The organism is Protofrankia sp. CiP1_Cm_nod1, assembly GCF_920888515.1.
Lineage (GTDB): Bacteria > Actinomycetota > Actinomycetes > Frankiales > Frankiaceae > Protofrankia.
Map to the genome: position 1 here is coordinate 1 of NZ_CAKKTM010000457.1, position 8,978 is coordinate 8,978.

6 protein-coding genes and 1 pseudogene are annotated in these 8,978 nt (G+C 71.2%); 3 read left to right on the forward strand and 4 right to left on the reverse strand.

Annotation, left to right across the window (positions count from 1 at the left end; translation table 11 throughout):
* Positions 1-222 precede the first annotated feature (222 nt).
* Positions 223-2,031: a choline/carnitine O-acyltransferase gene (locus NBX02_RS21560; protein ID WP_250286031.1), complete on the reverse strand. Its 1,809-nt coding sequence runs from the start codon at positions 2,029-2,031 to the stop codon at positions 223-225.
* A 1,154-nt stretch (positions 2,032-3,185) separates the two neighbouring features.
* The gene (locus tag NBX02_RS21565; protein ID WP_250286026.1) at positions 3,186-4,055 is read right to left on the reverse strand and encodes a HalD/BesD family halogenase; all 870 of its coding nucleotides are present in this window, start codon (positions 4,053-4,055) and stop codon (positions 3,186-3,188) included.
* Positions 4,056-4,867: 812 nt separating this feature from the next.
* Between NBX02_RS21565 and NBX02_RS21570 the strand changes: the two genes are divergently transcribed.
* The 3 genes from NBX02_RS21570 to NBX02_RS21580 all read left to right on the forward strand — a co-directional run bounded on the left by NBX02_RS21570 (position 4,868) and on the right by NBX02_RS21580 (position 7,797).
* Positions 4,868-5,788 (forward strand): NADP-dependent oxidoreductase, encoded by a 921-nt coding sequence (locus NBX02_RS21570; RefSeq protein WP_250292804.1) that lies wholly within the window; start codon positions 4,868-4,870, stop codon positions 5,786-5,788.
* A 230-nt stretch (positions 5,789-6,018) separates the two neighbouring features.
* Positions 6,019-6,612 carry a hypothetical protein gene (locus NBX02_RS21575; protein WP_250292806.1) on the forward strand — a complete coding sequence of 198 codons (594 nt, stop codon included), beginning with the start codon at positions 6,019-6,021 and terminating at the stop codon, positions 6,610-6,612.
* 183 nt (positions 6,613-6,795) lie between these two features.
* Complete coding sequence (locus NBX02_RS21580) at positions 6,796-7,797, forward strand: hypothetical protein (protein ID WP_250292808.1); 1,002 nt, start codon at positions 6,796-6,798, stop codon at positions 7,795-7,797.
* Between the two features lie 113 nt (positions 7,798-7,910).
* Here the strand turns inward: NBX02_RS21580 and NBX02_RS21585 are convergent, their stop codons facing one another.
* Both NBX02_RS21585 and NBX02_RS21590 read right to left on the reverse strand, forming a co-directional pair.
* Positions 7,911-8,678 carry an LUD domain-containing protein gene (locus tag NBX02_RS21585; protein WP_250292810.1) on the reverse strand — a complete coding sequence of 256 codons (768 nt, stop codon included), beginning with the start codon at positions 8,676-8,678 and terminating at the stop codon, positions 7,911-7,913.
* Positions 8,665-8,978: pseudogene (locus NBX02_RS21590) on the reverse strand ((4Fe-4S)-binding protein); the annotation flags it as partial. The gene NBX02_RS21585 and the pseudogene NBX02_RS21590, both read right to left, overlap by 14 nt.

Consider the following 8,978-nt stretch of genomic DNA (forward strand, 5'->3'; position numbering starts at 1 on the left):
ACACCACCCCGCGCGGCCTCGGCGGCGCCGGCATCGGACCAGCCGGCCGCGGCCTCACCGGCGGCCGCGGCGGCCTCACCGGCGGCGGTGGCGCCGGTGGCGGCGGCTTCGTCGTCAACGGAGGAGGCGGCGGACGGAGCGGGTGACGGGTCACCCGTTCCGTCCAACCGCCACCTCGACGGAGAAGCAGAACTGTGGGTGTTCGGAGAGAAAGGGACGGGGTCAGTTCTCCGGGGTTTCGGTGGCGAGGAGGGCCTGGAGTTCGTAGACCGCTTCACGGAGCCGGTCGACGAAGGTGTACAGCCCGTCGGCCACCGCGCGCGGTGTGCTCAGGTAGAGGTTGAAGCGGTCGGGCAGCAGCACGTAGGCGATGCCGATGCACTGGCTGCTGGTCGAGCCGAAGCCGAAGTACTCGATGTTGACCGACGGCGCGGAGCTGGTGCTGAGGTAGTCGTCCCGCAGCTTCACCCAGCCCGGGCTGTCGTACAGGTCGAGCGCCTCGGTCACCCCCAGTTCCTCGCCGCGCCGTTTCTGGATGAGCTGCAGCTCCCACAGGTGCTGTTCGGGCGCCTGTCCCGACTGGCACTGCTTCGCCCGTGCCACGTGCTTCTCGGCGGCTGCCCGGAAGGCCGCCCGGCGGGCCGCCGCGTCCGCCGTCGGATCGTCCAGCGTGGCCACGAACCGCAGCACCTCGGGTGTGACGACGCGCATCGCCTCGGTGCGCCCGCGCCGGTACTGCCGGGTGGCGATCGACTCGTAGGTGGCGCCGGTCAGCCCCTTGGCCCGCTTGTGCGCGAGCTGGTAGGCCAGCTGCACGAACGCGTCCGGTGACACCCGCAGCTGCTTGGCCCGGTTCCCGCCGAAGTCGTCGAACGACAGGATGGTCGTGGCGGTGGCTGCGCCGTATGCCGCGAACGCCTCGTCGGCGGCCCGCACGTCGGCCCGCAGGTCGTCGTCCAGCACGAACTCGACGGGCCTGATGTCCGGCAGGCCCTGGGGGACGGCCCCCGACCGCGCCGAGTGCTCCTCGGGCGAGGAGCCCAGCAGCGAGTCGACGAAGCTGAGGATCGTGGTCCCGTCCAGGCCGCAGTGCTCGATGTTGATACCCGCGGTGCCGTCCTCGAACACGATCACCGAGACGGCCTTGTCGAACCACCGGTTACCGCTGTTGCCGTACAGCAGCTGGTCGCACGCCTCCTGGGTGTCCGTGGGCGTGATGTCCTCCAGGCACAGCAGGAACAGCGCGGTCTCCACCTCGTCGAGCGCGGCGGCGTTGCCGGGGTGGTGGGCGATCAGTGTCTGCCGGCTGGCCGCCCATTCCGCCCGGGCCTTGGTGGTCAGCTGGCCGACGGCGCTGTCCGGCGCGGCCGGGGCCGCACCGGCCTTCCGGATCGCCTCCAGGCCCGCCGCGAGATCGTCTAACGCGTACGGCCGGCCGTCGGGGCCCAGCACGTCCAGGTGGAAGATGTTCCCGCGGAAGAACACCGCGATGTGGCGGGCCCGGGACGGGCCCGGCCACTGCTCGCTGTACGGCACGCGGACGGTGTCCTGCTCGGCTCCGGGTATCCGCGTCGTGGAGAACAGGAACTTGTTCTGTTCCATCGACAGCGGCCGCCCCCGCTGGATGGCGGCCGGGATGCGTTCGTCGTCGAGCTGCAGTTTGTGGTTGACGGCGGCGGCGATGAGCCCGGCGGCCCGCTCCACCTGCCGCAGCGGCGACTTCTTGAACAGGAAGAAGAAGTTCGCGTTGAGCGCGATGCGGTCGCGGCGGCCCAGATACCGGGACGGCCAGAACGTGTCGAGCCAGCTGTGCACACCCTCGGTGGCGTCGTACTCCACCAGTGCCTGGTGGAGCCGCTGACCGGGGCCGCCCGGCCGCCGGAACGCGGCCACCGCCGCCTCGGTCCGAGCCAGCTCGTCCGCGGTCAGCAGCGGCGCGGCCCACTCCAGGAACCTCTCGGCGCTCTCCTCCAGGGCGGGCAGCGGCACCCGTGGCAGCAGGTCCTCATTGCCGAAGGTGCGGGTGGACAGTTCCTGCTCGGCAGGCGTACGGGCGGGTGGCTCCTGGCTGGCGGGGGCGGTAGCCGGGGTGGACAGCCGCTGGGTCACGCTCAGTTCCTGATTGACAGTCAATGTGATCCTCGGGCTCGGTGGTTGTGGGGACCTGGACGATTTCTTGCCGGTTAGTGATCCATTGCCGGTTGCGAGGTCGATGACCACGCAACCCTTCGTGCCGCGCGGCTGGGAGACGTAGAGCTGCGCGTAGAGCCAGCCGTCGGTTTCCAGACCACTCGGGTCCACGCCGACGTTGCTCAGGGTGTCCAGTACGAGCGACTGCTCCTGGGGAGAGGCGAAGCGCCGCTGCCGGAACATGTGCTCGAGATGAACGGTCTCGTACCCCAGTCCGGCCAGGCTCTCCTCGACGGGCTCGAACGGGAACATCCGTAGGACGAAATGCGCCATCCACGGCCGGCGCTCGTCGTTCGCGTGGACCACCCGCACGAGGGTCCGATGGGTGACGTAACCGATACAGCCGGTCGAGATGACCAGGTCGGCGCCGGCCAGCTGCCGGCGTTGTCGCGGGGTGGGGTCCTTCTCCTCCAGATCGGCGTGCACCGCGTCGTCGATGAAACCGGCGGCGAGCGCGTACGAGAGGGCGGGCCGCGAGGTGTCCAGGCCCACGAAGCGGATTCGGCGCGGGTCGGCCCGCGACCGGACCAGCTCCTGGTCACGGGCCAGCAGCGTCTCACGGGCCGGTGTACCCGCGTCCCGGTCGCAGTACCGTTCGTACAGCTCCTCCATGCTCGCGTCACATTTCAGCAGAGCCGCGTTGATACCGTACGAACAACCGATGTCCAGAATGTTGATACCTGAATCCCCCCGTAACTCCCGGCACGCTTCGATGATCTTCACGAAATGAGGTTTCGCCAGCTGCGGGATATCATAGTCGAGCCTGCGCAGCGTGTCGAAGTAGGCGTACGGGTCGGGTTGGGTGTAGATGTGATCGAGTGAAACTTTTCCGGTGGCATCAAAACGCACGGGCTGGGTTCCTCCTTGGATCACGGAACGGGCAACTGACCGGCATCGGGCCCGGGCTGCCGGTCGCCCCCCCAGACCGCGTCCGGCGGATCTTCCGGCCGGAACAGGTCGTAACCCACTCCGGCCGGCATCCGCCGGAAACGGCCTTAATCCAACAGTTGGTCGACCCGCACGGCGTTTCCAGCGGCCGCCAGGTGCTGGGGCAGCACCCGGCCGAAAAGCTGTCTCGTCCGCTCCACGCTGCCGACCACCCCAGGGCGTTCGCTGTACGAGAAAATCGCCGAGTGACGCGCGGTGTCACCACGCACGGCGCTCACCCGGTGCATCGAATAACGGCCCCTGAACAGTTGCAGATCCCCTGGCCGCAGGGACACCCGACGGATCAGGTGCCCGCCGTGGCCGGCCAGCACGGCCCGCACGTCGGCAAAGTTCTCCGTCGTCGTGGACCTGATACCCGGGCAGTACTCGAACACCCCGCCGTCCGTCGGCTCCTGTGTGATCAGGCTCACCGCGAACTCGTTCGTGTCGAAGTGCCATGGATGTTCCATGCCCGGGGTGACAACGTTGAGGCACAGCCCGGCCAGGGAATCCGCGAGCTCGTGGAGCCGGGGCAGCTCGAAACAACTGGCAATGAAGTGCTGGAACAACTCGTTGGTGTAGAGCTGATGAATGACGAAATCGTCGGGGATGCGATCGCGCGCCACGAAGGCGTTACCACGCCGCATGGGCAGCCGGCCGGGATGGTCCGCCGGCAGGTCCGCGTCGGCGGCTATGTTGTAGGCGTTGACGGTCTCGACGTCATAGTATGCCCGGGGGGCGACCGCGGCGCATTCCAGCCGTAGTTCCTCACGCCGGGCGGGCTGGATGAAGTTGTGCAGAATGCTGCAGCCGTGGGTGTGTAACTCCTGCCGGGTACGAGAGACCACGTACTCCCAGTCGGTGCCACCCGGCTCCGCCAGCGGATAGAAGGCCGTGCTGACCACCCGCTCGATCAGCCGGGCCGCCGATGCGATCATGAGGCTCTCCTCCGCCAGCCGGGATCATCGTCGCGAGGCAGGACAGCACAACCACACGGACAATCCCCACGACCGACGTCCATACGCTGGCAGTTGCCCGATCCACACGCTGTCAAGGCCTATCCCTCCCCCGCGAACAGGTCACGTCCGCAGCGTCTTCTCGCCCGCCTCGGTCATGCCAGGAGCACTCGAGGAACCGGGCACCGACACGAAACAAACATGATCGCACAGCTTTTTCGACTCTTAGCACATCGTTACTCTCGATTCATGGCCATGAAGTCGTTTGTGACGTGCGACACCATCCCTTGAAAACGCCAGACGATCACGATCGACCAGGATCTTCCCCGTCCCCGCCCTGGCATTCATTTTGACGCCGGCGGCAGCCTCAGCCGATAGTCACACCAGGTGACTAAAAAGTGAACCCCAAGTGAGCAACGACCGATTGTCGGACGATTACCAGCCAGTACCGGGTGACCACCGGATGGACGTCGACGGCCCCCGCACGGGCGGAGCGGGCCGGGGCGGCCCCGCGAGCCGGCCCGGCGTCGCAGGTGGCCCGTCCAGGCCGGCGAGGTGGGCTGGTAGCCCCTCGGCCAGCCCCTCGGCCAAGGCGGCGACACCACCCGGCACCGGCCCGGACCGGCCTGGCCGGCCGCTGCCCTGCATGGCGGCCACAACACGGCCACGTTACAAATTGCGATCAACAGTGTTGCAGGTCAGGACGAATCGGTCCGCTGTCTGGACGGTGGGACCATCCCCGGCCAGGTGAATGACCACTCGTTGCGACCATCAGCAGATTGTGAGCCGAGCAGATGCCCATTGCGGCGCAGTTCTCCGAGTACGGCACCAGCGACGTGCTGCGCGTCGTCGACCTCTCGGCCCCGGTCGCGGGCCCGGGCCAGGTGCGGATCGCGGTGCGGGCGGTGAGCGTGAACCCCGTCGACTGGAAGATCCTCCAGGGTGCTCTGCAGGAGCTGGTCACACTGGACCTGCCGGCGGGCCTGGGCAGTGACGTCGCCGGTGTCATCGACCAGGTCGGTGACGGTGTGACCGCCTTCGCGGCCGGCGACGAGGTGCTCGGCTCGTCCTTGACCGCCTCCTACGCCCAGTTCGCGCTCGCCGATCCGGCGGCTCTTGTCGCCAAGCCGGCCGAGGTGCCGTGGGAGACCGCCGGCAGCCTCGCCGGCGCCGGCGGCACCGCGTGGAAGGTGCTCGAGCTGCTCGCTGTCACCGCGGGTGAGACACTGTTGATCCACGCTGCCGCGGGCGGTGTCGGCGTCCTCGCCGTGCAGCTGGCCGTCGCCCGCGGCGTGCGGGTGATCGGCACCGCCAGCGAGTCCAACCACGAGCTGCTGCGTTCGATCGGCGCCATCCCGGTCACCTATGGTGACGGCCTGGCGGACCGGGTGCGCGCGGCCGCTCCCCAGGGGGTGGACGCCGTGCTCGACGCGTCGGGCCGCGGCGAGCTGCCCGTCTCGATCGAGCTGGCCGGCGGGCCCGAGCGGGTGCTCACCATCGCCGCGTTCGACGCCGCCGACCACGGGGTCCGCCTCCACGTCGGCGGCGGCGGGCAGGACACCGTGCGGGCGATCCAGGACATCCTCGTCCTGATCAAGGAGGGCCGTCTGCGGCTGCCGATCTGGCGTACGTATCCGCTGACCGAGGCGGCCGCCGCGCTCGATGCCAGCCGGGCCGGCCACCTCGGCGGCAAGATCGTGCTGCTGCCGTCCTGACGGACACGCCTGCCAGCGGCAGGTGCTTCCAGGCGGACCGGGCCGCCGGACGACGGCCCGCGCACCCGGGCCTGGCTGCCGGGGCCGCTCCCGGACGTCCCACGGGCAGGAGCGGCCTGTGGACGCCGCGTCGGCAACGGGCCGTCCGCCCCGTGCCCGGCTGGCTGTCTACCATGGTGGACAGCCGTTCATGGTGGACAGCCGTTGGTTCCAGCGGGAGAGAGACTGCGATGGCTGGTGGAGCGGTGCCGACGCGGGCGGCGGCCCGCCTGGCACCGCCCCGTCGCGTGTCGGCGGTGTACCGCCTGCTGCTGGCGTGCACCGCGCTGGCCGGGCTGTTCGTCATGCACGGTGTGGCGGTGGGGCTGGGATGCCCTGGTGGCGCCCACGCGGCGGGGCCAGTGGCGGGGCCGGCAGTGGCGGGGCCGGTAACGGAGCCCCACGGCCTGGGCGCCGGCCACGGGGCTCCGCAGGTACGGCACCCGCCCGCGGCGGCCCCGATGACCGGCCATGGGACGTCCGTGCCGCCTCCCATGCCGCTGTCCGCCCCGGCGAGCGGCCATGGGACGTCCGTGCCACCGTCAGTGGCTGTGATCACCAGCGGTGCCGGCGGGCATGGCGCCCTGTGCGTGTCGCTGCCGCCCCGGACAGGGCCGGGTGGCCTGCTCGGTCTGCTGGCGCTCCTGCTGGGCACCGCCGTGATCGCGTGGACGTGGCCCGTCAGGGGGCAGTACGCCGGCGTCGACAGCGGTGGCCGGCGGCGCCGGGCCCCACCGCCAGCCGGTTCAGGCCTGCTGACCAGGCTGTGCATATCCCGGACGTGACGCAACACCGCTGACCGGAGCAGGGCTCCGGTCAGTCCGACGTTGCTGTCCATCCGCGCGCGTGCCGCGCGCCGTCCGGAAAGACTTCCGATCCCAATGCTGACATTTCCGCGTTCGCACGCACTTCTGTGTTCGTATGGCCGCGTTTCGTATCCATCCACCGTCCGCCCGCGTTGTGCGCGTGTGCTGGCCGGTGCCACGCTCCTGATCGGGCTGGCAGCGGCCGGCTGTGGGAGCTCCACCACGACCGGGCCGGAGATCGCGCACCCGATGACGTCTCCCGCGACGCCGGGGCACGGCGGGACGCCGGCGTCCGGAGGGATGCCCGGCCATGCCGGGATACCGGGCATGGACATGCCCGGCCATGCCGGGATGCCGGGCATGGAGGGGCTGCCGGCCGGGGAGGGCCTGGCCGCCGAGGCATCCGGGCTGCGGTTCGTCCCGGTCGCGTCGACGCTGCCGGCCGACCAGCCGACTTCGTTCCGGTTCCGCATCCTGGCAGGCCCGGGACAGCACGATCATGCTTCGGGCATGTCGCTGCTGGGCACCCACAGCACCGGGACGGCCGCCGGGGACGGCACGCCCGTCACCGCGTTCAGGCTGGACCAGACCAAACCGATGCACCTGTACCTGATCCGGTCGGACCTCACCGGCTTCCAGCACGTGCACCCGGACGTGGAAGGCGACGGCACCTGGACGGCGCCGCTCCAGCCCGTCCGGCCGGGCGCGTACCGGGTGTACGCCTCGTTCGTCACCACAGACGCCTCGGGCGCGGACGTCCCGACGGTCCTCGGCCAGCCGGTCACCGTCGCCGGCGGTTCCGCCGACACACCGCTGCCGCCCGCGTCGGCCACGGCCACGGTCGACGGTTACACCCTGGCCCTGGCCGGCGGGCTGACAGCCAGGAACGCGGGCACCCTGACGATCACCGTGTCCACGGGCGGCCGGCCCGTCACCGACCTACAGCTCTACCTGGACACCTACGCGCACCTGACCGCCTTCCACGAGAGCGACCTCGCCTTCGCCCACCTGCATCCGACGGGCACGACCCCGGGCGGGAAGGACGGCGGCCCGGCCCTGACGTTCGAGGCGAGCCTGCCGCGCGCCGGCAACTGGCGGCTGTTCGTGCAGTTCCAGACCGCCGGCGTGCTGCGCACGGCCGCGGTGACCCTGCCCGTCGGCTGACCGTCATCCGGCCGGAGCCGGGAAGCGGCGGCGGTCACCGACCGACGCTTCCCGGTGGTGGAGCCGCGTCGGCCATGAGCTGGGCGTTCTTCCTCTGTCATCCGCGGGACGGATCATGGCCGAAGCTCCTCCGGCGCGCCGGGAGCAGCGGGCCCCTCCTCGATGACGATCACGTGCAGGGTGCGCGGGCCGTGCACCCCCTCGACGCGCTCCAGCTCGATGTCGCTGGTCGCGGACGGGCCGGAGATCCAGGTCAGCGGCTGGTCCGGACGCAGACGGGCGATCGCGGCGGGGACGCCGGCCACGACGTCCCCGGCCGGTATGACGCAGACGTGCACGTCGGGGACCAGCGTGAGCGCGCGGCGCCCGCAGGCCGGGCCACCGTCGAGCACGATCGTGCCGGTCTCGGCCACCCCCACCGCGGCGCCGGTGAGCACCGCGTCGACGGCGTCCAGGCCGGGCACGGACAGCGGCGCCTCGCTGGTGTCCCGGAGCACCTGCCCGCCGGCCCGTGCCACCGCCTGTTCCGCCGCGGCGAGCCAGTCCGCGGGCAGCCCGGCGGGCACCGCGACCCGGCGCGCGCCGGCGAGCGCCCGCACGATCGCGGCGGTCAGGCCGTCCGGACGCACCCGGTCCACGACGGCCCGGTAGTCGGCGACCCGCTCGTGGAACAGCTCCACCGTCGCCGCCGACCGCCGCCGCGCGTCAGCCGTGTCGGCAGTGCTGGCGGCCGTGCCAGCCGCGTTGGCAGTGCCAGGCGCGCTGGCCGCGCGCGGGTGGGCATAGTCGCGGGGAACCGGGACGTCCTCGGGCCGCTCGGCCGCGGGCACATCGGCAAGCGCCGCCCGGATCCGGCGCAGCATCTGCTCACGCGCGCTCATCACGGCCGCCTTCCACCGCGGGGGCCTCCCCACCACGGATGCGCCCCACCGCGGGGGTGTCCTCCGCGGTGGGCGTGCCTGCCGTCGTCGGGGCGTCCCTGCCCGTGGGAGCGTCCTCTGCCGCGGCCGTGTTCTCGCCGCGGGTACGCGCCCACCAGGCACGGAAGGATTCCGGGGGCGGCAGCGGGACGTCGCGCGCCCGGCTCCACGCCGCCGCCGGGCCGGGCAGCGGCACCGGCCCGACGGTCTCCCGGTCACCGAGCAGCCGCCGCACCGCACCGGCACCGCGCTGGACGGCAG

Bases quoted from the DNA above. Each gene is read 5' to 3' on its own strand.
- NBX02_RS21565 (WP_250286026.1), bottom strand. From the start codon at position 4,055: ATGATCGCATCGGCGGCCCGGCTGATCGAGCGGGTGGTCAGCACGGCC.
- NBX02_RS21575 (WP_250292806.1), top strand. From the start codon at position 6,019: ATGGCTGGTGGAGCGGTGCCGACGCGGGCGGCGGCCCGCCTGGCACCG.
- NBX02_RS21585 (WP_250292810.1), bottom strand. From the start codon at position 8,678: ATGAGCGCGCGTGAGCAGATGCTGCGCCGGATCCGGGCGGCGCTTGCC.
- NBX02_RS21570 (WP_250292804.1), top strand. From the start codon at position 4,868: ATGCCCATTGCGGCGCAGTTCTCCGAGTACGGCACCAGCGACGTGCTG.